Genomic DNA, 20,163 nt, shown 5'->3' on the forward strand with positions numbered 1-20,163 from the left:
ACGTCAGCGCAATTCCTCGAGGACCCGCACGAGCTGGTTGATCTCGAAGACGTTGGAGTAGTGGGCGAGCCCGATCCGCACGGCGCCGCCCACTTCTCCGACACCGAGTGACGCGAAGACGCCTGCCGTGCCGTCGTCGGCGAAGGCGCACAACCCCTGCGAAGCCAGGTACTCAGCGACTTCGGGCGACTTCTTGCCGGCGACGGCGAAAGCGAGCGCGGGGATGCGGCGCATGGCGTTGCCGATGACCATGATGTGCCGCAGCGACAGCAGTTCCGTCGACAGCTGCGCGAGCAGGCCGGCGTGGTACGACTTCGCCGAGCCGAGCGAGGTGACCAGCCGCTCGCGGCGCGACCCGGTGGCGGCGTCGTCGAGACCGGCGAGGTAGTCGATCGACGCGATCAGCCCGGCCAGCAGCGGGTAGGCGTGCGGGCCGAGCTCGAGGCGGGCGGCGCCGCGGGCCATCGGGTCGAGCGAGACCGACGGGATCCGTTCGATCAGCTCGGGGTCGCGGAAGACGAGCGCGCCCACCGACGGGCCGCCCCACGCCTGGGCGGACACGACCATGACGTCGGCGCCGAGCGCGTTGATGTCCAGCGGCAGGAACGGCGCGGCGTAGGTGGCGTCGACGACGACGAGCGCGCCGACCCGCTTGGCGAACTCGATGATGGTCGGTACGTCGGGCCGGGTGCCGACGGACCCGGACGCGAGCGTGACCGCGACGGCCTTGGTGCGCGCCGACACGAGCTGCTCGTACTGCCACGCGGGCAGTTCGCACGTTTCAATGTCGATCTCACCCCAGCGCACGACGGCGCCGACGCGCTTCGCGGCGCGCTGCCACGGCGCGAGGTTGGCCTGTTCGTCGAGCCTCGACACGACGACTTCGTCGCCGATGGTCCAGCGCTCGGCGAGCGCGTCGCAGAGGCGGCGCAGCATCACCGGCGCGCTGGGCCCGAGTACGACGGCGGCCGGATCGGCCCCGACCAGGTCGGCCACGGCCCTGCGGGCCGCGGTCACGATGCTTTCCGCGCGCTGTGAGGCCGGAAACGCTCCGCCCGGCCCGGACACCGGGGCGCGCATCGCCGTGGAAACGGCCGAAGCGACCTGTTCCGGGACCAGCATTCCGGCGGCGCCGTCGAAGTGAATCCAGCCGTCACCCAGCGCGGGAAAGAGCCCACGGATACGAGCGACGTCGAACGCCATGGGGACACCGTACGGACGTGCGGTTTCGCCGTGCGTCCGGGGTTGGGTGGAGAGCCACCGGGAACCCGGTTTACGGCTACGCTCGGAGACGGACACCCCGCGGGTGTCGCGGAGCGTGGCGAACGCAAGCCAGGATGGAGCACATGACCGAGCCGAACTTCACAGCGGGTGACGCGAGCCAGGAATCTTCACCCCACGTGGTGGTAGTCGGGCCGGACGGCACGCCGGTGGGCGCGGCGAAGCTGCCCACGTCCGACGACGGAGAGCAGGAGTCGGTCGGCGACCTCGTCGAAGAACCGGCCAAGGTGATGCGCATCGGCACGATGATCAAGCAGCTGCTGGAGGAGGTCCGCGCGGCCCCGCTGGACGACGCGTCCCGCAACCGCGTGCGCGAGATCCACCAGACATCGGTGAACGAGCTGGCGGCGTCGCTGGCCCCGGAGCTCCAGGACGAGCTGAAGAGGCTGGTCCGCCCGTTCACGAACGACTCGACGCCCTCGGACGCCGAGCTGCGGATCGCCCAGGCGCAGCTGGTCGGATGGCTGGAGGGGTTGTTCAGCGGAATCCAGACGGCGCTGTTCGCCCAGCAGATGGCGGCCCGAGTCCAGCTGGAGCAGATGCGGCGTGGGTTGCCGGCGGGTCCTTCGGCGGCGGCCGGGCACGGGCACGACGGGCACGGGCCGGGGATTTCGGGCACGGGCCAGTACCTCTGACGAAGGTTGTCCACAGACCGAGGGGCCTGTGGACAACCTCTGTGGACAACTAGAGGCCGCGGAAGAACTCCCGGATGTCGCCGATCAAGGCGTCCGGTTCCTCGAGCGCCGGGAAGTGCCCGCCCTTGGGGAACTCCGTCCAGTGCACGATCTTGTCCGTTCGTTCCGCCAGCGTCCGGATCGGCAGGCCGATGTCGTCCGGAAACACCGCGACCCCCGTCGGGACCGTGTTCGACGCTGGCGGAGCACCCCAACCGCCCGTCAGTGCCGCGTACAACCGGGCCGACGAGTTCGCCGCCTCCGTGAACCAGTAGATCGACACGTCCGCCAGCAGGTCGTCGCGGTCGATCAGGTCCACCGACGTGTTCGAGAACGAGCGGAACTTCTCCGCGATCCAGGCCAGCTGGCCTGCCGGTGAGTCGTGTAGACCGTACGCAAGCGTTTGCGGCTTGGTCGCCTGGATCATCGCGTAGCCCGTCCCCGAGGCCGAGAACGCCTGCCCCTTCTCCAGCGAGCGGCGCGCCTTTTCCAGTTCGTCGCCGGTCAGGCCGTCCAGGTCGGCCGGCGAACGCGGCACCGCCGACGCCAGCATCGTCACGTGGATCCCCAGCAGCCGATCAGGGAACTGGATCGCCAGCTCGCGCGAGATGATCGCGCCCCAGTCGCCGCCGTGGGCGCCGAAGCGCTCGTAGCCCAGGCTCGTCATCAGCGTCGCGAACGCGCGCGCGATCCGGTCCGGTCCCCAGTCCGGCGTCGGCGTCGGGCCGGAAAAGCCGTAGCCCGGGATCGACGGGACCACCACGGTCAACGCGTCCGCAGGGTCGCCGCCGTACGCGCGCGGGTCCGTCAGGGGCCCGATCACGTCCAGGAACTCGACGATCGAGCCCGGCCAGCCGTGGGTCAGCAAGACCGGCGTCGCGCCCGGTTCCGGCGAGACGACGTGCAGGAAGTGCACGGTCGTCCCGTCGATTTCCGTTGTGAACTGCGGGAAGCCGTTGATCCGCTCTTCCTGCGCACGCCAGTCGAAGCCGGTGCGCCAGTACTCGGCGAGCTCACGCACGTAGTCGACGGGCGCCCCGAGCCGCCAGCCGGCGTCGGCGGGTTGATCGGGCCAGCGCGTCTTCGCCAGCCGCGCGCGAAGGTCGTCGAGGTCGGTTTGGGGAACATCGATGCGGAACGGCTTGATCGTCATACCCCGACAGTAGAAGCAGACCAGGACAGGTTCTGTCCTCGAGCTAACGGCGTGGGCAGAACACCAGCTCTTCCGCAGGCACGGCGTGGTCGCAGTCGAAGCGGGTGTGCAAGCCTTCGGCGACTTCCGGTGGCAGGCGGTCCAGCGACAGCCATGATGGTTGAACCACCAGGTACTCCGCGTCCGTTCGCGTGAGGCACTCGAGGTTTTCCCGGTAGCTCTCCAGTTCCCGCACCGCCGGGATGAAGCTGCCGCGCTGCACGAACACCGGTGCCGGGTAGCGGCACGCCGCCGGGTTGCCCACGAAGTACGCCATGTCGCCGAACGCCAGGTACAGCACCGGGGTGTCCGGGCCGATCCGGGCGCGGACCGGCTCGATCAGCCGCTCGTCCAGCCGTGCCGCCGTGACGCGCTCCGAATTGGTGTAGTACGGGTGGACCGCGTCGAACGAGTACGGCGCCGCGGGCCACACGGGCACGGCGAGGACGGCGACCGCGCCGAGCACCGCCAGCACCGGCCACGTCCGGGCACGTTCTTTGAGCGCCACCAAAACCGCAACCGCCACCACAGCCGCGAGCACCGCGTAGACGAGAGTTCCGTGCGCGAGCCGCCACTGCGTGGACGCCGACGAGACGATCGGCACGCCGGCCCCGAGCGCGACCGCCGGCAGGACGAGCGCCCACGGTGGGCCGCCGCGGACCGCGGACCAGCGCGCCACCGCGAGTCCCCACAGGGCCGCGGCGAACGGCACCAGGGCCGCGAGGTGGTACTGGAACCACTGCCCCTGGACCACCACGGCCGCCAGCACCACGAGCACCGCGGCCGCCGGCAAGAGGATCCACGCCCAGCGGGCACGACGGTCCGAAGCCAGCCGGGCCAGCACGGCGACGCTGACCGGGAGCAGGGCCACGAACGGCACGAGCACCGCTTCGTTCAGCACCACCTCGACCAGCACCCGCGCGTCGTTCCACGCCAGGCCGCGGCTGAGCGGGCTGCCGCCGTTGAGGCGGGACAGCTCGCCGAACCACCGCCACTCCCGCGGCTCGATCCACACCGTGACCGCGAACAGCCCCAGGCTGGCCACCACGCCGAACAGGGCCGTGAGCCACGCCCGGCGCCGGTCGAGCACCGCGAGCACGCCGAGCGCCACCACGGCCGTCGGCACCGTCGTGTACTTGACCAGCATCGTCAACGCCAGCAGGACCGCGCCGGCCGCGACCGCCACCGCCGGCCGCCGGATCCGGAGCGCGGCCCCGACGGCGGCCGTCGCGAACACCGCGGCCAGCCACTCCGGCTGCAGGAAGTCCCAGTTCGGGGCCAGCGCGAGGGCGCCGCCCGTGACCGCGGCGACCGCGGTCGCCTCCCCCGGCGGCCGGTAGCGCACCAAGCCCGCGCGCAGCAGCAGGGAAACCGCGAGGACGACGAGCAACGCCAGCACGCGGACGAGCGCCTCACGGCCGGGGAACGGCAGCGAATCCCCGGCGTCCGCCAGCGCGAGCACCAGCCGGTAGGCCATCGGCCGGTGCACGAAGACCTCCGTCGGCGCGAACCCCGCGCGACCGGCCGTCTCGAGGGTGCCGAGGACGAACCGGACGTCGTGATCCAGACCGGTCCACGCGACCGTCACCGCGAGCGGAGCCAGGAGCAGCAGTCCCCACCACCGCGACGTCAGCTGCCCGCCTCGGGCTTGGCGGCCACGACATCTTCCAGCCTGGCAAGCCGCTCTTCGTACTTCGAAATCGCCGCGAGGCGAGCCCGGATGCGGGCGTGCTCGGCGCGGACCTCATCGGCCTCGTCGGCCGAGTACTCGAGCCGCTCCGCGAGCCGGGCGACCGAACCGGGACGCTCGAAGGCCGCGACCCGCGCTTCCAGCGCCGCGAGGTGGGGCGCCAACCGGCGCTGCTCGTCGTAGAGCCACTTCACGTGCCCATCGAGCTCCTTGGCGGCATCCTCGACGTCGCGGCGCAGTTCGTGCAGGGCCCCGCGCAGTGCGTCCAGCTCCGGCCGCACCCGCTCCATCGCGATGTACTCGATCCGCGGGCGGAGCCTTCCGAACACCGGCCGCCCGGCCAGGCGCACGAGCTCCTTCGCCCGCGAAACCGCGCCCTGGAAATCACTCACGGCAACATCTCTATTCTCCCTGAGTCACGCCACGTCCTCAGCAGCTGGGATTCGGCGTGCAGGCGGTGTTCCGCCGTCACGCCGACCTTGGCGCCCCAGGCGTGCTCGAAGTCGGTCTGGTCGGGCTGCTCGACGATCGAAACGCCGGCGAGCCGCACCAGCGCGTCAGGGAAGAGCTCCCGGCACAGGTACGTCACCAGGGTGCCGGTGGTGGCCCAGACGTGCTCGTCGGCCGAGAGTCCGAGCAGCCGGGACAGCGGCAGCACGAACCGCCGGTTCGAGATCGGCACGAACCCCAGGTCGACGGGCCACCAGTCGGGCAGGGTCTCGGGTTCCCAGAACATCCGGCCCGGTTCCGCGAGCAGGTAGAGGCGCGAGGTGTAGTCGGCGAAGGTGTACGGCGAGACGATGACACCGCGGTGGACCACCACGACGTCGGTGCGGCGGCCGTAGGTGGGCTCGTCGTCCGGCTCGTCCAGCGCGAACGTCGTCATCCGGAAGACGAGGTCGCTGCCATCGATGAGCGCGGCCCGCTCGGCGTCGGGCGCCATCGGCGCGTTGCCGACCACGGCGATCGTTCCCACGCGCTGCCCGCGGGCGTAGGACTGCAGCAGTTGCTGGAGCATGCGACCGGTATCACCCTCGTCGAGCTGCCGCGGCGATTCGCCGGCGAACTGAGTCCGATTCATCGCTCCCCCATGGCATCGGTGACCGGGGCCGCCGTCGGGCGGCAGCCGAGCAGACGGACAATAGCCGACAGACCACGATCGTCACTCGTAAGGGGTGCACTGTGACCGCGCTGGCCATCGTCCCGGCGAGAGGCGGGTCCGTCGGGTTGCCGGGCAAGAACCTGGTGCCCTTCCGGGGGCGTCCGCTCGTCGCGCACACGGTGCACACCGCCGTCGCGGCCGGGGTCACCGACGTCGTCGTCACCACCGACGACGCCGAGATCGCCGCCGCCGCGGCCGCCGAGGGCGCCCGGATCGTCGACCGGCCCGCCCACCTCGCGCAGGCGACCAGCCGGACCCTGCCGGCCGTGCTGCACGCGCTCGACACGCTCGAAGTTCCCGGCGAGACGCTGGTCCTGCTGCTGCAGCCCACCTCGCCGTTGCGGACCGCCGGCGACATCGCCGAGTGCCTCGACATCCACGGCGACCGGCCGAGCGGCTCGGTCGTGCAGATGTGCCGGTCGGCCGACCACCACCCGCTGAAGGTCTGCCTGGAGACGCCGGACGGCGGCATCGCGCCGGTGCGGGACTGGGCGGACCTCGAAGCGCCCCGCCAGGTCCTGCCCGCGGTGCTGCGGCCGACCGGCGGCATCTACCTGGTGCGGGCGGGCGACCTGCGCAAGCACGAGCGGTTCTTCATCCCGGAGGTGCGGCCGCAGTTCGTGCCGGTCGAACGGGCGATCGACATCGACTCCGCGGCCGACCTCGAGCTGGCCGAGCAACGCGCCGACTAGCGGTCCACGAACGCCTTGTACAGCGACGGCCGCCACAGGTCTTCGCCCTCGAGCAGCTCGACGATGCGGCGGTGCGCGCCCGGCTCGCCGAACGCCGTGTGCGGCTCGCAGCGGCCCATGGCGCGGGCCTTGGCGATCCCGGCGATGACCGCTTCGGCGGTCGGGTCGACCGACAGCACGCTCGGCGCGACCGCCCGGTTGCGCTGGCGGGTGCCGACGGTGACCGACGGCGTGCCCAGCACGGGCGCCTCGCGCACCCCGGCACTGGAGTTCCCGAGCACGACGGCCGCGTGCTTCATCAGCGTGACGAAGTACTCGAAGCGCATCGACGGCAGCCGCACGAACCGCGGGCCCGCCAGCCGGTCGAGTTCGGTCCGGATTTCGCGGCAGCCTTCGTCGTTGTTCGGGTCGATGACGACCCAGTTGCCCTCGGCCTGCACGGCGTCGACCACGGCGGCCGCGTTGCGGCGGTTGAGGTCGCGTTCCGTGGTCACCGGGTGCAGGGCGAGCAGGCCGTAGTCGGTGAACGGGATCTCGTAGTGCCGGCGCACCTCGTCGAGGTCGGGCAGCCGCGCCGACGTCAGGACGTCCACCTCGGGGCTGCCGACGACGAAGATCCGGTCCTCCTCCTCGCCGAGCTGCAGCAGCCGGCGACGGGCTTGTTCGTTGGCGACGAGGTGCACGTGGGCGTGCTTGGACAGCGAGTGCCGGATCACGTCGTCGATCGTGCCGCTGACCTCGCCGCCTTCGATGTGCACGACCCGCACGTTCGCCAGCGACCCGACGATGGCGCCCGCGAGCGCTTCGACGCGGTCGCCGTGCACGACGATCGCCGCCGGCTGCTCTTCGTGCACGAGCCGGGCCAGCGCCTGGACGGTGTTCGCCAGCACGAGCGCCATCGGCTCGTCTTCGATCTGGTTCGGGATCAGGTGCAGCCGCTCCAGCCCGGCCAGCTCGATCTCCCGCACCGTGTAGCCGTAGCTGCGCAGCATGTGCATGCCGGTGACGACGATGCGGGCGGACAGCACCGAACTCTTCTGCACGGCGAGCATGACGTCGCGCAGCTTCCCGAAGTCGGCGCGGGTCCCCGTGAGGAAGAGGACCTCACGCCGCTCCGGCTCAGCCAAGGTCCGCCCAGCTCACCTGCGTGTTCGCCGGCAGCGCCCGCGTGACGGCACGGCCGAGCAGGCTCTCGTAGTCCTTGGCCTTGATCTCGCCGGTGCCCGGGCGCTTGACCCAGATGTTCTCCGTGGTCAGGGCCTCACCCTCGGCGACGTCCTTCGTGGTGACCACGCAGGCGTACGCGAAGTCGATCGTCGGCTGCTCCTCGGCGAGGATCTGCTTCGACCCGCCCCGCGCGGCGTGGATCAGCCGCGAGCCCTCGACCAGCTGCTTGAACTCCGCCGGCGTCGACGAGACGGGGATGTCCGGGCCCGGCCAGCTCATGTCGGACGTGAAGTGCCGCTCGAGCACCGAAGCACCCAGCGCGACCGCGCCCAGGCACGGGTAGATCGTCACCGTGTGGTCGGAAAGTCCGAGTTCGGCGTCCGGGAACGCGGCGTGCAGTTCCGCGAGCGCGCCGAGCCGCACCTGCTCCGGCGGGGTCGGGTACAGCGACGTGCAGTGCAGCAGCGCGAACCCCACACCCGCCGCCCGAAGGATCTCCACGGCCGGGGTGATGGACGCGATGTCGTTCATCCCGGTGGACAGGATGACCGGCTTGCCGAAGGACGCGACGTGCCGGATCAGCGGGTAGTTGTTGCACTCCCCCGAGCCGATCTTGAAGCCCTCGACACCGAGCTCGGCCAGCCGGTCGGCGGCGGCCCGCGAGAACGGCGTCGACAGGAAGACGAGCCCGCGTTCCTCGGCGTGCGCCTTGATCTCGCGCTCGTCCTCGGCGGTCAGCGCGACGCGGTTCATCATGTCCCAGATCGGCTCGTCCGCGTTTCCGGGCACGACGTCGTTCGGGATCATCTCGTCGTCGACCACGTGGGTCTGGATCTTGACGACCTGGACGCCGGCGTCCGCGGCGTCGTCGACCATCTTGTGCGCCTTCTTGGGGTCGCCTTCGTGGTTGATCCCGATCTCGGCGATCACGAGGGGCGGGTGGTCGGCACCGACCGGGTGCTCGCCGAGCATGAACATGGAGACCCTCCGGGTCGCTGCGTGGCTGCGGTCCGTCCACGACCTTAGCCCGTCGCGGACCAGCGGCATCCCACCCGACCCGAGTGCCCTGTCAAGATGCCGCTCCTCCCATCGGTACCCTCGTCCACGTGCATGCCACCAGCACGGTTCAGGCCGCGAACTCCCCCGTTGCCGCGTCGGCGCCGCCGACGTCGGACAGCAAGACGTTCGCGCGCGCCTTCGCCGACATCAAGGCCGGTTTCTCCGCCCGCGAGCTGTGGGGTCACCTCGGCTGGCAGGACATCAAGCAGCGCTACCGCCGCTCGGTGATCGGACCCTTCTGGATCACGATCAGCCAGGCGGTCCTCGCGCTCGGGCTCGGGCTGCTGTACTCGCAGCTGTTCAAGCTCCCCGTCGAGGTGTTCCTGCCCTACATCTCCACCGGCTTCATCATCTGGGGCTTCATCAGCGGCTGCCTGTCCGAGGGCATGGAGACGTTCATCGCGAACGAAGGGCTGATCAAGCAGCTCCCGGCGCCGCTGAGCGTGTACATGCTGCGCACGGTGTGGCGGCAGACGCTGATGCTGGCCCACAACCTGATCGTCTACGTGGCCGTGCTGGCGATCTTCTTCGGCGCGCTGAGCAAGCAGTACTCGCTGCTGGGCAACGGGCTGTGCGTCCCCGACCACATCTGTCACCCGGGCCTCAACTGGTCCATTCTGCTGGCCATCCCCGGTTTCGTGCTGCTGGCGCTGAACGCCGGCTGGGTGACGCTCCTGTTCGGCATCATCTCGACCCGCTTCCGCGACATCCCGCAGGTCGTCAACTCGCTGATCCAGCTGCTGTTCTACGGCACGCCGATCGTCTGGCCGGTGGACCAGCTGATGAGCGGCGGGTCGCGGGAGGGCGTCTCCTGGATCCTGCCGATCGTCAAGGCGAACCCGCTCTACCACTTCATGCAGGTGATCCGCGCGCCGCTGCTGGGCCAGGAGTTCTCGGTGGACAACTGGATCGTGGTCGGCTCCATCACCGTCGTCGGTTGGGCGCTCGCGCTCGTCGCGATGCGCAACTACCGTGCCCGCGTCTCCTATTGGGTGTGACACATGGTTTCCATTGACGTCCACAACGCCTTCGTCGACTTCCCGATCTTCGACGCGAAGACCCGGTCGATGAAGAAGCGGGTCCTCGGCAAGGTCGGCGGCAAGATCGGTACCGACACCAAGGTGCCGATCATCGAAGCCCTGCACGACGTGACCCTCAACCTCCGCGAAGGCGACCGGGTCGGGCTCGTCGGGCACAACGGCGCCGGCAAGTCCACGCTGCTGCGGCTGCTCGCCGGGATCTACGAGCCCACCCGCGGTTCCGCGCGGATCCAGGGCAAGATCGCGCCGGTCTTCGACCTCGGCATCGGCATGGACCCGGAGATCTCCGGCGAGGAGAACATCATCATCCGCGGCCTCTTCCTCGGCATGACCGCCAAGGAGATGGAGAAGCGGGTCGACGACATCGCGGAGTTCACCGAGCTCGGCGACTACCTGCAGATGCCGCTGCGGACGTACTCGACGGGTATGCGCGTGCGGCTCGCGCTCGGGGTCGTCACCTCGATCGACCCGGAGATCCTGATCCTCGACGAGGGCATCGGCGCGGTCGACGCGGCGTTCCTCAACAAGGCGCGCGACCGCCTCAAGGACCTGGTCAAGCGCTCGGGCATCCTGGTGTTCGCCAGCCACGCCGACGAGTTCCTGTTCGAGCTCTGTGACTCGGCGCTGTGGATGGACGAAGGCCACATCAAGCAGCAGGGCTCGCTGCGGGACGTCCTCACCGGCTACAAGGGCCGCGACCCGTTCCAGGACATGAGCAAGGAAACGCGGCAGCGCCTGGGCATCGAACCGGTGGCGACGACGAACGGCGGGGAATGATGACCAGCGAGACCCGGCAGCTGCCCGACGGCGCGGTCGTCGGCGTCGTCGTCACGCGGCACCGGCGCGAGCTGCTCGCGGACTCGCTGAAGATCATCGCGGCCCAGACCCGGCCGGTCGACCACCTCGTGGTGGTCGACAACGGGCCGGACGACTCGGCCCGCGAAGTCGTCGAGAACTACCCGCTGCCGCACACGTACCTGCCGTCCCACCGCAACCTCGGCGGCGCGGGCGGGTTCGCGCTGGGCATGCTGCACGCGCTGTCCCTGGGCGCGGACTGGGTCTGGCTGGCCGACGACGACGGCCGCCCGGCGGACGAGAACGTGCTGGCGATCCTGCTCGAAGAAGCCGAGAAGCGGGGCCTGGCGGAGATTTCGCCGGTGGTGTCCAACATCGACGCCCCGGAGAAGCTGGCGTTCCCCCTGCGCCGCGGCCTGACGTGGAAGCGGTCGCAGTCCGAGCTGGGCGTGGACTTCCTGCCCGGCATCGCGTCCCTGATGAACGGCGCACTGTTCCGCGCGTCCACTTTGGACGTCGTCGGCGTGCCGGACCTGCGCCTGTTCTTCCGCGGCGACGAGGTCGAGCTGCACCGGCGGCTGGTCCGCTCGGGGCTGCCGTTCGGCACGTCGCTGAAGACGAAGTACCTGCACCCGGACGGCTCGGACGAGTTCAAGCCCATGCTGGGCGGCAAGTTCCACGCGCAGGACCCCGAGAACGAGGTCAAGCGGTACTACACGTACCGCAACCGCGGGTACCTGCTGTCCCAGCCCGGGATGCGCAAGATCGGCGCGCTGGAGGTCGTCCGCTTCGGGCTGTACTTCGTGGGCGTGAAGCGCGACCCGAAGGCGTTCCTGCAGTGGCTGAAGCTGGTCCGCCAGGGCCGCGCGGAGAAGTTCTACCGCTACTGAAACTGCCCTTCGAGCGGCACCGGCACGGACTCCGTCCGGACGTCGGTGAGCTCGGCGGCGGGCACGGTCTTCCGCCACACGCGGTAGTCCACTTCGGACAGTCCGAGTTCGCGCGCCGTCAGGTAGTCCTCGTCGACCAGGTGCAGGTCGGCGGTGTCGCGCGTCCGGCCGAGGAGCTCGAAGGTGCCACCGCGCCACCGGCACAGCGTCCGCACGAAGGTCAGGTCGTCCAGCTCGGCCTGGTCGACGGCCTTCATCCGGAACCCGTAGGTCTCCCCGAAGTCGGCGGGCGCGGCGGCGCCCGGCAGCGGGTGCAGGACGACCCGCGCGGGGCCGGCGAACTCGGCGTCGAAGTCACCACCGCGGTACCGCGCGGTGTAGCCGCGCCGAACGAGCGGCGGCAGCGGCACGGGCGGCGGGAAGAACGTGGCCTCGCCGAAAGCGTTCTTCTGGTCGAGGATCCAGCCGACCTTCCGGCTGTGGTACTGCCCGAGCCGCTCTTCGCTGTTGTCGGCGCGGCGCACGAAGAGTTCGGCGCCGACGGGGAGTTCGACCAGCCGCAGGACGTATTCGGGCAGCGGGTGGTCGACGCCGGGGAAGTACCCGGTCCCGAGGTACGGCGGCGGGTACACGCGCGCGACGCCCAGCTCGGCGGCGATTTCGCGGTCGCTCGAGCCGTAGGAGGTGCGGAACGGGAACGTGTGGCCGGCGGTGAAGCGGAGCAGGTAGAGCTCGTCGAGCGGGCCCCAGCCGGGAATCTTGGCGAGGCCGTAGTTCCGCACCATGGCGGCGGTATCGAGCTCGGCGACGTCCTCGACGCGGCCGGCGAACCCTTGGATCCGGTGCGGTTCGAACCGGCCGGGAACGATGACGTTGCCCAGGTAGAGGCCGGCGAGACCGGGTTTGACCGGTAGCTGGACGACCGTGCTGCCGAGTAGACCGGCGGGAGCGTCAGGACTCATCGGTTTTCCTGCCCTTCCCGCCACGGTCCGAGGTTGTCGGTGCGGACCTCGTGGATGTCGCTGACCATGTGCTTCGGGACCGAAGCCTCGAAGGTGAACTGGTCGGGCCGGTTGAAGTTCACCTCGGGATGTTCTTCGGGCTTCGCCCAGGTATCGGCCATCCAGCGCCCGTCTCCGGTGCCCACCGCTCCGATGCCGTACCCGTCTTCGTCCTCGAAGTAGATCTCGAACTCGTGCCCGAGGAAGGTCCCCCAGGTGCGGACGGTGTACCACTCGTCGAGGTCCGCGATCGGCACCACCTGCTCGGGAACACCTTCGCGGTGCAAGGCCAGCTTGCCCGGCGGCCGTCCGGAGGGCGAGTAGAGCTCACCCTGGTAGACCGCGCAGTCGCGCGGCGAAACTCTAGGCACCGGATCCTCCTCGTCCGCGCACGTCGAACCACCCTCGTCCGTCCAGGTACACCCCGGCCAGGGATTCGGTCCCGTCCGCGTGCACGAGCCACATCTCACCACGGCTCTCGTAGCCCTGCCTCGTGTGGATCCACTCGGGCACACCGCCACCGGTGTATCCGGTACCGAGGAACGGCGGCTGCCACTCGCGAGGCCCGGGTTGCCCGGACAACCCCTGCATTTCGTGCGCGGTCACCGGATCCGTGCCGCCATAGCTGATCTCCATGGCGCGGGCGTGGTCCGAGGCCGGGAAGCGCAGCTGGTACGCCTCGCCGGCGCCCGCCTTGATCGGGGTCCACCCCGCGCCGTTGTCGTCGAGGGCGAGCTTGTCCCGGAACTCTTGGGGCGTCCCGTACTGCGAGGTGTCGCTGCCCCGGGCGACCGAACCGCCGACCTGCCTCGGGTCGAAATCTCTGGTGGGTGTCGGGTTGAGCAGCGTGTTCTCGCCGATCTCCGGCTTGACCACCTTCGTCATGATCTCGCCCGGGTTGGCCTTCAGCTCGTTGCGGACCGCCACGATCTCCGCGCGCTGATCCGGGGTCAGGTCCGCTGTCGGCTTGAGGGTCATCGCCAGGTGCTGGTCCGGGTCGTAGCCCAGCCTGCTCGCCGCGTCGCGGATCTGGTTGTCCGTCGAGGTCGGGCGGGTCTGCATCGACTCTCGCGTGTACTGCCCGCGCAGCTCGTCGTCCGAGGCGTGGTGGCCCTGGTTGTTGTGCATTCCGCCGCCGTCGTCCGGCGGGCGGGGTGGGGGGTTCGAGCCTGGTGGGGGCGGGTTGGCACCCCCACCGGCTGCCGCCGTCTTCGGGGCGTCGACCGGCTTGCCAGCCGAGGCGATCGTGGCCGCGTTGTTCGCTTCCGTCGTCTCGTAGTGCTCGCGGACCGCCTTCGTGCGCGCTCCCGCGTCCTCGACCGCCTTGCCCGCTCGGGCGACGTGCTCCTTCGCCGCGCTCACCGTGCCGTTGAGCGTGCCGGTCATGCCCGCGCCGACCACGCCCATCGACTTCGCGCCGAAGTTCGCCCCGGCCACGGTCTGGCCGACCGCGTGGACCTTGTCCTTCGTCCGGCCGAGGTGACCCTCCATCGTGCTGAGTGAGTCCGTGTGGACCCCGTACCCGCCGCCGCTGTGGCCATTCGACGGGGCGTGAGACTCGTGTGCCGGGTGCGCGTTCGGCGTCTCGTGGTGCGTCGGCGACGCGTCGACGTGGTGCGGCGTGCTCGTGTGGTGGGTCGCCATGTCACGCCTCCGCCGGCTGCTGCGTCTCGTACGGCTTCGCGGCCTGGTACGCGCCCATCGCGAGGCCGCCGACCGTGGAGAACCGGTCGAGGCCCTTGGTCAGTTTCTCCATCGCTTCCATCAGCTTGGCCAGCCGGCCGCCCTGCCGCGCGAAGCCCTCCAGGAGCTTGCTGATCTTGCCGGCGATCTTCGACGCGGTCGCCGCGGCGCGAGCCGACGCGACCCCGCAGAAGGCCGCGATCGAGCCGCCGAACGTCACCACCGCCGAGGCCGCCGCGATCAGCGCGTCGCGGATCAGCTCGGCGATCACCGACGAAATCAGCCCGAAGACGATGCCGCGCAGCGTGCAGACCAGCATGCCGGAGATGCCCGCGACCGCCGCGGTCCCGTCGAGCGTCTTGCCGAGCGATTCCAGCTCCTCGGCCATCTTCGTGAGGCTGTCGCGGTAGGCGTCGGCGGCCTGGCCGGTCCACTCGGCGACGCTGCGGAGGTCGTCGCGGTGCTCTTGGGCGAGCGTGTGCATCTCGGCCGCGGCGGACTTGAGCTGGTCGACGTTCGCATTGATCTCGTCGGGGTTGCCGAGCAGCGCGTCGAGCGGCTCGCGCAGGAAGCTGATGTGCTCCAGCAACCAGCCGACGCCGGCGTTGAGGACGGCGCCGAGCGGGTCGATCGCGGCGCCGACGGTGTCGACGACCGCGCCGGCCGCGCTGACCGCGACGCCGAGGACGTGTTCGCCCTCGGACTCGGAGTCCGACTTGATCGAGTCGACGAGCCCGGAGTACGTGTCGAAGATCCCGGCCCCGGAAGTGGCGGTGGTCATGGTCGAAGTCCCCTCAGTCCCGGCGCATGAACGTGTTGTCCCCGAAGTCGTCATCGTCGTCACGCGGCGGCCGCGACGGGCGGCGGACCGGCGGTGGCGGCGGGGTTTCCGGCTCGTCGTGCTGCCAGAGCCGGCGTTCCCGGACGGGCTCGGGCGCGGGCGGCTCTTCGGGCTCCTCCGGCGGCACGTAGCCGGTGACCATGTGCATCGCTTCGGAGTCACCACCCAGCGGCGCGAACGCGGCGGCGACGTTGACGGCGGCGCCGCGCTGGGCCTTGCGCGCGAGCTTGAGGATCTCTTCCGCCAGCTTGGCGCCCGACTTCCCGGCCAGCGCGGAGTCGGTGAGCTGCAGGTCGGTGAGCGAGCCGTTCGGGGCGACGCCGACGCGGATGGTGCCGTCGGGCGAGGCGACGGTCGTCCCGGCGGCCTCCAGCCCGACGCGGAACTCTTCGGCCTTCGCCTGGACGTCCGCGATCTTCGATTCGAAGCCCGCCAGCCATTCCTCAGGTGTCATCGCTCGCCTCCCCGGTGTCCGACGCGAGGCGAAGGCTACTGGTTCCACGACCAGCCCAAACGAGAAACGGCCCCGGTTCCCCGAGGCCGTTTCTGTTATGTCCGTTATTCGCCGATGACCGGCGGCGCGGTACGCAGGTCCGTCCCGAAGACCTCGTCGGGGTCGCCCTCGACGAGGTAGGTCGGGCGCGAGTGCTCCGTGTCCTCGTCGCCCTCGCCCTTCTGGCCGCGGGCCATGCCGCCCCCGCCCATGCCGCCACGACCGGACGCACTGCCCGAGCCGAGACCGCCCATGCCACGACCGGCGGCCGCCTCGGCGGCGCCGATGCCGCCCGGCCGGGCGGCCCCCGACGCGGCACCCGCGCCGGTCGCGCTGCCCGCGCCCGAGCCACCGGGACCGAAGCCCCCACCACCCCGGCCGGCCCCGCCGCCGACCTTGGAGTTGTAGGCCTCGTCGCCGCCGAAGTTCATCCCGCCCATCGGCATCGGGCTCATCGGCGGCATGCCCATCGACTGGTTGTTCGGGTTCGACGTCGCCCCACCGGGGATCGCCCCCGGCGCGAAGCTCGACGGCGTGGTGGTGCCGGCCGGGAGCAGCCCGGCACCGGTCGTCGAGCCGGGCCCGGAGAAGTGCGGCGTCCCGGTGGTGCCGGGAATGGTGCCGGGGACGTTGCCGGTGGTGAAGTGGTTGCTGCCGCCACCCGGCGTGTTCACCGAGCTGGACCCCGGCATGGTCACGCTTCCGGGGTTGTTGATGCCGTTCTTGTCCCCGGTGCCGTTGGGGTCCCCGGAACCGCCCCCGGTGCTGAAGCTGGGCGGCGGCGCGAAGGCCGGCTGCTTCGACGCGGCCTCGTAGAGGTTCTTGTCGTAGGTCGACATGACGCTGGCGGCCTGGTCGTGCGCCGCCTGGCTGTCCTTCTGCTTCTGCAGCGACTTGTCGACGTTGTCGGGCAGGTTGAGCGGGTTCGACGTCGCCCAGGACTTGAACTCGTCGCCCCAGCTGAAGGGAATGGGGGCGGGCATGGAGTTCTTGGCCGTCGAGGCGGCTTGGCCCTGGTCGTAGATGGTCTCCGAGGCGAGCTTCGCGTTTTGCGAGTTGGCGTCGGACCACTTGCCCAGGCTGGTGAAGTACTGCTGGGCGTTCTCGGCCGCGGTGCCTTCCCAGGTGCCCTTGGAGGCGTTGACCGCGGTGTTCATCGACGTGGCGAACTTGTCGAAGACCTGGTGGACCTGGTGGTAAGCGGTCGAGACCTCGGAAACCTGCTCGACGTTAAGGTTGCTCTCGAGGAACGCCTGCAGCTGCGGGTGATCGGTCCCCTTGTAGTCCGCGTTCGGCGCGTGCAAGCCGCTCACATACTCGACGTCACGGCCCTTGGTGGCGTCGGCGACGTTCTTGTCGCCCATCTGCTGGGACTGGTTCTTCGCCTTGGCCTGGGCGATCCACTGCTGGACCGGCCCGAACAACCAGCTGCCGGGGTCGACGCCTTCTTCCGCCTTCTGCTGGAGGTAGGCATCGCGATCGGCAGGGGCCATGTCCTGCACTTCTTGGGGCGTCTTGTCCGGGGTCTTCGGCGGCGGCCCCTGTCGCGTCGTCATCTGGGTTCCCCTATCCCTTCGGCAACCGCGGTTCGACGGCCTTCGTGGCCACTTCTTCGGCGATCTGGCAAGCCTGATCCGACGAGTCGACCGCCGTGACCGCTACGTCTACCCGGGTGGCGCCCACCGCCAGCGCCAGCGTGCACCCGGAAGCGACGCCGTCCGGCGATTCCTTCGCCTTGCGGCCGTTGACGTCCTTGTCGACCACTCCGCGGCCGGTGTCCCGGACCTGGTCGATCGAGGCGTCGTCCCGGATGTTCGCACCGATCACCATGGACTTGTCACTCGCCGAGGCGATCTGCTTCTGGTACGTGCAAGTCCGCGCGGTGCCGATCTTGCCGTTCTCCGGTGGATCGAACTGGCCGTAGCTGGTGAGGTCGCCCATTTCGAGGAGAGTGCAGGGGTCGGTGATCGCCTGGGTGCCACCGCCCCCTGAGGACGAACTTTCCGGCGCCTGCGACGACCCTGCCGTCGGCGATTGCGCGGGAGAGGCAGTTCCACTCTGGGTGGTGGTGCACCCGGCCAGCAGTGCCCCGCCGGCGACGAGCGGAAGGACGATGCGAACGAGGAGTCTCGTCATTACCTCAGGCCTACTTGGTCTTGAGTGCGGAGAAGGCGTCGTCTTCGGTCGCGGTGTAGAGGCCGGCCGCCCTGGCCAGGGCCTGGTCGGCCTGCGTGGCCACCTCACGGAGCTGGTCCAGCACCACCCGCGCCGAGCCAGCGGCTTCGCTGGCGCTCTTCTGGTCGTGCGAGGCTACCGTTTGCCCGTACGGATGGCTGCCGAGCTGGGGCGCCTGGTCCAGCACGTACACCTTGTGCCCGAGGCCGTTGAGGTCCTTGACCAGTTCGGTGAGGGCATCCCGGAGCGGCTTCACGCCCTCCGGCGTGATCTTGAAACCACCGCTCGCGGCCGCGGCGACCAGCTTGTCGGTCTGCGCCTTGGCGGCCTGCACCGCGGCACTCATGGCCCCGGACGAAAGCGGGTTGACGATGTCCGACATCGAGCCGCCACCGCCATCGGCAATCAACATCGCTGTTCCACCCCGTATCGCTTCGCCCGTGCGTGTGCACCCGGAAGTCTACTAGCCGGGCACGCCGCACAACGGCTGTTCACCGATCTCCACCTATGGACGTCGGAAGCCCACCGCCGGTTCCCGGCCGCTCAGAACTGCCCTTCGAGCTGGGCGTACAGCTGCTGGGCCAGGCGTGCGTTGTCGGCTGGGGCGTACGTGATCCAGCGCTGGCCGTCCGCGGCCGCTCTCGAGGACATCAGCCAGCGGCCCGACTCCGTGTCGAACCAGGCCAGTGGTGGGTACGTGCCGCCGCGGGTCTGGGCTGTGAACTGGCCCACGCGCTTCTTCGGCTCCTGGAACACCCGCTCGATCATGCGGAGCTGGGGGCCGCCGCTGCCGCTGCCCGAAGACCGGGGGCCGCTGACGCCGGCGAACGGGTCGTACGCGTCGTCGCGGCGCTGGTGGCGGGGCTGCTCCGCGGGGCGCGAGATCGTCACCGACTGGCCGGGCGCCGCCGGGGTCAGGGGCAGCAGGTCGACGATCGCCGGGACGATGCCCGTCGGGCGGACCTCCTCGAAGACGATCAGGTTCTCGTCCTGCTTGGCCAGCACCGCGAACTGGCCGTCGGACGCGACGCGGGCGAACAGGTGGCGCTCGCCCAGGTCGGCGGCCGCGTTGATCGCCACGCTGCCGCGGACGAACGTCGCCAGGGCCAGCTCGGCGTCCGCGTCGAGGCGGCCGCGGCTCCACAGCCCGCGCCCGTTCAGGTCGCGGACGACGGCGTCGCGGATCATCGCGCGCTGCTCGACGGTCGTGCCGACGTGCGGGACCTCGAACGGCGTCGGCGCGCGGCCGAGCCCGAGCTGCTCCAGCAGGATGTCCACCGCTGCCAGTGACAGCGAGAACGAGTGCGGCATCGCTTCCATCCCCCCGCGGTTTTCTTCCGGCCTTCCGGCAAAAGGTAGTCCATCCGCTCTCCGCGAACCCGCTTGCCCGGGTGAGATCGCCGCTGGTCCGATGGACGCATGGCCGACCCGAAACCCGCACTCGTGCTGCACCTCGCCACCGGCGGGGAACCGCTGCTGTTCGCGCTGACGACCGAAGGATCCGGCAAGCTGGCTGGCAGGCTCGCCCAGCTCGTCAAGGCCGGCGCGGTCGAAACGGTGACCACCAAGGACCACTCGGAGGTCGCGATCAACTTCGCCCACGTCGCCGCCGCGTACGTCGACGACCTCACCCGGAAGAGCACGGTGTTCGGCATGCACGGCTGACACGGCGAAGGCCGCCTCACGACCAGCGTGAGACGGCCTTCGCGAAGAACGTCAGAGCTTGTACAGGCGCTTCCAGTTCTCGCGCGAGGTCAGCTCCGGCATGGCGCGCTTGTACTGCTCCTGCACCGCCGCGCCTTCCTTGCGCAGCCGCTGGACCACCTTCGCGCCGCGCTTGGCCAGGTCGAACATCTTGACCTTGTCGTACGAGCGGACGCGGACGCCTTCCTGGTTCGCGTCCGTCACGACCGCCGTGTCGAACAGCGCGATGTGCCACCAGTTCGCCTCGTCGATCGGCACCGCGCCGAGACCGAAGCGGCTGCGGCCGAGGACCCGGTCGAGCACGCGCTTGATCAGCACCAGGCGCTGCATGCTGGGCCGCGGCGCGCTGTTGATGATGCCGATGTCGTTGGACGCGATACCGGGGACGTCGGTCGCCTTGTAGCGCTTGGTCTCGGGGTAGGCGTCGCGGATGCGGCGGATCTCCTGCATCGCCTCGACCCCGCCGTCACGCAGGACCTCCGGGCCCTTCAGGAAGTCCTCGACGGCCTTGATCAACGTCGCCGACAGGCCGTACTGCATGCCCAGCAGGTAGCGCACCAGCTGCGCGAGCAGGACCCGGGAGAGCAGGTTGAGGTTGAACGGCGAGTGCAGCGCCGCGGTGAT

Annotated in this window: 22 protein-coding genes and 1 pseudogene; 6 read left to right on the top strand and 17 right to left on the bottom strand. The window is 70.2% G+C overall.

Annotated elements, in window-relative coordinates; genetic code table 11:
* Nucleotides 1-3 precede the first annotated feature (3 nt).
* Nucleotides 4-1,203 carry a cysteine desulfurase-like protein gene (locus ACZ7OH_RS12305; protein WP_400901449.1) on the bottom strand — a complete coding sequence of 400 codons (1,200 nt, stop codon included), beginning with the start codon at nucleotides 1,201-1,203 and terminating at the stop codon, nucleotides 4-6.
* A gap of 134 nt (nucleotides 1,204-1,337) precedes the next feature.
* Between ACZ7OH_RS12305 and ACZ7OH_RS12310 the strand changes: the two genes are divergently transcribed.
* Complete coding sequence (locus tag ACZ7OH_RS12310) at nucleotides 1,338-1,916, top strand: bacterial proteasome activator family protein (protein WP_470280837.1); 579 nt, start codon at nucleotides 1,338-1,340, stop codon at nucleotides 1,914-1,916.
* Between the two features lie 49 nt (nucleotides 1,917-1,965).
* Here ACZ7OH_RS12310 and ACZ7OH_RS12315 read toward each other — a convergent pair whose 3' ends face one another.
* The 4 genes from ACZ7OH_RS12315 to ACZ7OH_RS12330 are packed head-to-tail and all read right to left on the bottom strand — an operon-like array spanning nucleotide 1,966 to nucleotide 5,855.
* Complete coding sequence (locus ACZ7OH_RS12315) at nucleotides 1,966-3,108, bottom strand: epoxide hydrolase family protein (RefSeq protein ID WP_470280838.1); 1,143 nt, start codon at nucleotides 3,106-3,108, stop codon at nucleotides 1,966-1,968.
* A gap of 43 nt (nucleotides 3,109-3,151) precedes the next feature.
* Nucleotides 3,152-4,735, bottom strand: coding sequence for a hypothetical protein (locus ACZ7OH_RS12320; RefSeq protein ID WP_470280839.1), 1,584 nt, complete (start codon nucleotides 4,733-4,735; stop codon nucleotides 3,152-3,154).
* Between the two features lie 41 nt (nucleotides 4,736-4,776).
* On the bottom strand, nucleotides 4,777-5,229 hold the full coding sequence (locus ACZ7OH_RS12325) for a hypothetical protein (protein WP_470280840.1): 453 nt from the start codon (nucleotides 5,227-5,229) through the stop codon (nucleotides 4,777-4,779).
* Nucleotides 5,226-5,855, bottom strand: coding sequence for a hypothetical protein (locus ACZ7OH_RS12330; protein ID WP_470280841.1), 630 nt, complete (start codon nucleotides 5,853-5,855; stop codon nucleotides 5,226-5,228). The genes ACZ7OH_RS12325 and ACZ7OH_RS12330 overlap by 4 nt, the downstream gene beginning before the upstream one ends.
* Before the next feature lie 164 nt (nucleotides 5,856-6,019).
* Between ACZ7OH_RS12330 and ACZ7OH_RS12335 the strand changes: the two genes are divergently transcribed.
* Nucleotides 6,020-6,691, top strand: coding sequence for an acylneuraminate cytidylyltransferase family protein (locus ACZ7OH_RS12335; protein WP_470280842.1), 672 nt, complete (start codon nucleotides 6,020-6,022; stop codon nucleotides 6,689-6,691).
* Here ACZ7OH_RS12335 and neuC read toward each other — a convergent pair.
* Nucleotides 6,688-7,818: a UDP-N-acetylglucosamine 2-epimerase gene (neuC, locus tag ACZ7OH_RS12340; protein WP_470280843.1), complete on the bottom strand. Its 1,131-nt coding sequence runs from the start codon at nucleotides 7,816-7,818 to the stop codon at nucleotides 6,688-6,690. The genes ACZ7OH_RS12335 and neuC overlap by 4 nt on opposite strands.
* Nucleotides 7,811-8,836: an N-acetylneuraminate synthase family protein gene (locus tag ACZ7OH_RS12345; RefSeq protein WP_400901465.1), complete on the bottom strand. Its 1,026-nt coding sequence runs from the start codon at nucleotides 8,834-8,836 to the stop codon at nucleotides 7,811-7,813. Before ACZ7OH_RS12345 ends, neuC begins: the two co-directional genes overlap by 8 nt.
* 128 nt (nucleotides 8,837-8,964) lie before the next feature.
* On the opposite strand from ACZ7OH_RS12345, the gene wzm reads away from it, so the two are divergent.
* Genes wzm through glfT1 form a run of 3 tightly spaced genes read left to right on the top strand, consistent with a single transcriptional unit; the run spans nucleotide 8,965 to nucleotide 11,642 of the window.
* Complete coding sequence (wzm, locus tag ACZ7OH_RS12350; RefSeq protein WP_470280844.1) at nucleotides 8,965-9,915, top strand: galactan export ABC transporter permease subunit Wzm/RfbD; 951 nt, start codon at nucleotides 8,965-8,967, stop codon at nucleotides 9,913-9,915.
* Between the two features lie 3 nt (nucleotides 9,916-9,918).
* A complete protein-coding gene (wzt, locus tag ACZ7OH_RS12355; protein WP_470280845.1) occupies nucleotides 9,919-10,734 on the top strand; it encodes a galactan export ABC transporter ATP-binding subunit Wzt/RfbE in 816 nt (271 codons plus the stop codon).
* Complete coding sequence (gene glfT1 / locus ACZ7OH_RS12360; protein WP_470280846.1) at nucleotides 10,734-11,642, top strand: galactofuranosyltransferase GlfT1; 909 nt, start codon at nucleotides 10,734-10,736, stop codon at nucleotides 11,640-11,642. The genes wzt and glfT1 overlap by 1 nt, the downstream gene beginning before the upstream one ends.
* Here the strand turns inward: glfT1 and ACZ7OH_RS12365 are convergent.
* From ACZ7OH_RS12365 to ACZ7OH_RS12405, 9 genes are all read right to left on the bottom strand, one after another.
* A complete protein-coding gene (locus tag ACZ7OH_RS12365) occupies nucleotides 11,636-12,604 on the bottom strand; it encodes a hypothetical protein (RefSeq protein ID WP_470280847.1) in 969 nt (322 codons plus the stop codon). The two genes, glfT1 and ACZ7OH_RS12365, sit on opposite strands and share 7 nt — an antisense overlap.
* Entirely contained in the window at nucleotides 12,601-13,014 is a 414-nt protein-coding gene (locus ACZ7OH_RS12370; protein ID WP_470280848.1) for a hypothetical protein, read from the bottom strand. Before ACZ7OH_RS12370 ends, ACZ7OH_RS12365 begins: the two co-directional genes overlap by 4 nt.
* On the bottom strand, nucleotides 13,007-14,287 hold the full coding sequence (locus tag ACZ7OH_RS12375) for a hypothetical protein (RefSeq protein WP_470280849.1): 1,281 nt from the start codon (nucleotides 14,285-14,287) through the stop codon (nucleotides 13,007-13,009). The genes ACZ7OH_RS12370 and ACZ7OH_RS12375 overlap by 8 nt, the downstream gene beginning before the upstream one ends.
* Before the next feature lies 1 nt (nucleotide 14,288).
* The gene (locus ACZ7OH_RS12380) at nucleotides 14,289-15,107 is read right to left on the bottom strand and encodes a WXG100 family type VII secretion target (RefSeq protein WP_470280850.1); all 819 of its coding nucleotides are present in this window, start codon (nucleotides 15,105-15,107) and stop codon (nucleotides 14,289-14,291) included.
* Nucleotides 15,108-15,120: 13 nt separating this feature from the next.
* Nucleotides 15,121-15,621 (bottom strand): YbaB/EbfC family nucleoid-associated protein, encoded by a 501-nt coding sequence (locus ACZ7OH_RS12385; protein WP_400901481.1) that lies wholly within the window; start codon nucleotides 15,619-15,621, stop codon nucleotides 15,121-15,123.
* A gap of 104 nt (nucleotides 15,622-15,725) precedes the next feature.
* Nucleotides 15,726-17,216 carry a hypothetical protein gene (locus tag ACZ7OH_RS12390; protein ID WP_470280851.1) on the bottom strand — a complete coding sequence of 497 codons (1,491 nt, stop codon included), beginning with the start codon at nucleotides 17,214-17,216 and terminating at the stop codon, nucleotides 15,726-15,728.
* Between the two features lie 10 nt (nucleotides 17,217-17,226).
* Nucleotides 17,227-17,796: a DUF3558 family protein gene (locus ACZ7OH_RS12395; protein WP_470280852.1), complete on the bottom strand. Its 570-nt coding sequence runs from the start codon at nucleotides 17,794-17,796 to the stop codon at nucleotides 17,227-17,229.
* Between the two features lie 10 nt (nucleotides 17,797-17,806).
* A complete protein-coding gene (locus tag ACZ7OH_RS12400) occupies nucleotides 17,807-18,247 on the bottom strand; it encodes a hypothetical protein (RefSeq protein WP_470280853.1) in 441 nt (146 codons plus the stop codon).
* A gap of 131 nt (nucleotides 18,248-18,378) precedes the next feature.
* Nucleotides 18,379-19,146: an ESX secretion-associated protein EspG gene (locus tag ACZ7OH_RS12405; RefSeq protein WP_470280854.1), complete on the bottom strand. Its 768-nt coding sequence runs from the start codon at nucleotides 19,144-19,146 to the stop codon at nucleotides 18,379-18,381.
* A 108-nt stretch (nucleotides 19,147-19,254) separates the two neighbouring features.
* Here ACZ7OH_RS12405 and ACZ7OH_RS12410 point away from each other — a divergent pair, with 108 nt between their 5' ends.
* Nucleotides 19,255-19,500 carry a hypothetical protein gene (locus tag ACZ7OH_RS12410; protein ID WP_400901491.1) on the top strand — a complete coding sequence of 82 codons (246 nt, stop codon included), beginning with the start codon at nucleotides 19,255-19,257 and terminating at the stop codon, nucleotides 19,498-19,500.
* A 51-nt stretch (nucleotides 19,501-19,551) separates the two neighbouring features.
* Here the strand turns inward: ACZ7OH_RS12410 and ACZ7OH_RS12415 are convergent.
* Nucleotides 19,552-20,163, bottom strand: a pseudogene (locus ACZ7OH_RS12415) (glycosyltransferase); the annotation flags it as partial.

The organism is Amycolatopsis sp. NPDC114478 (genome assembly GCF_055633805.1).